Below are 1,404 nucleotides of genomic sequence, written 5' to 3'. Positions count from 1 at the left end.
ATGATTAATAATTGATAATAAATAGTTTAACAAACTAACCTTTGTGTTAAGGGATCAATATAATTATGAAATTGAGTATAATATTTTACTTTATCATGATTATTTTTTAAAGTTTGGTGTTGTTTTAATTGACTTAAATGAAAGATATGATTTAAACTTTCTAACATTAATAAATATTTTTTTCTTGCTTTTAAACTATTAAAAGGAGTAGCAGAATAATAAGCAGTAAAATAAAAAGTAGCAGTTTTTCCTAAAATTTGACGATATTTTTGAGAAAAAAGAGTTTGATTTTGATGAAAAAAAGCTAAATCTTTATCATTTTGAATTCTTTTATAATCATTAATTTTCAAAATATGATTTTTTAATAAATGAGTAAAAATATGTTCTTTTTTAAAGTTTAAGATATCTTGGAAATAAAAAGCTGTTAATTCTTTTTTTGATTGTTCTAAATCAAAAGGAAGGTATTTAATTGTTTTTTCGATAGGACAAGATTGACAACTTAAAGAAAATTGAAATAATCTTTTACCAACAAATAAACGATTATTTTTGACAATCATTTTTGACATTTCTTGGATAGTTAAACCAGAAGCATATTTAGTCACATAATTACTCACGATATCAGCGAAATTATTTTTAACAAGTATATTTTTTAAAAAACATTCCTTAATTTCTTGTTTAATAGTTGTTTCGTTGTTCTTACTTTTAGTAAAAATTTGAAGATTTTGAGAACGAGGATTTAATTTTTTTAAGTTTGGTAAATAATGATTAACAATATCAGCCCACCATTTAGTAACTAAAGGAATAATAAGATTCTTATTTTGTTGAAAAAACCAACCATTATTAATATTATATTTAGCTTGGTTTTTTTTATAATATTCTGAATTTTGATAAAATTCAGTATTAAATAAAAGTCCTTTTTTTTGAAACATTACTTTATTATCATAACCAAACATTTTTAATAAATCAACGTTAAATAAAAAATGAAAATGAATAACTTTACTTTTTTGAATTTGAGTAACTTTTAAAGATTTAAAATTTTTTTTCATAAAATATTTGATTTTAGAAGGAGAATAATTTAATTTTTGTTTTAAATAAATTCTCATTTCTTGTCTTAATTTTTTCATAAATAATTTACTTAAAGGTTCGATTTTATTTAAATTTAAGACTTCTTTGGAAAGAGAACCATTAGCATTATGTTTGGCTAAAGTTAAAGTTAAAAAACTTAATTTATTTGCTTGATAAAAATTATGAATAGCTTTATAACGAGCTTTCTTTTTACTTATTTCAATATTTTTAATAATATCAGCCAGAGAAATATTTTTTTTCAAATTTTGATTAAATTGAGGAGAAAGAAAACAACAAATATCAATATAAATTTTATTAATTTCTTTATCAGATAAATTT

At 19.9% G+C, this 1,404-nt stretch carries 1 protein-coding gene; it reads right to left on the bottom strand.

What is annotated here, in order from left to right:
* Positions 1-26: 26 nt before the first annotated feature.
* A partial coding sequence (locus M8044_RS02410) for a hypothetical protein (RefSeq protein ID WP_273585458.1) occupies positions 27-1,404 on the bottom strand: 1,378 nt, incomplete at its 5' end.

It is taken from the genome of Columbia Basin potato purple top phytoplasma (genome assembly GCF_028595955.1).
GTDB lineage: Bacteria > Bacillota_I > Bacilli_A > Acholeplasmatales > Acholeplasmataceae > Phytoplasma.
This window is presented reverse-complemented; position numbering and strand designations above follow the sequence as displayed.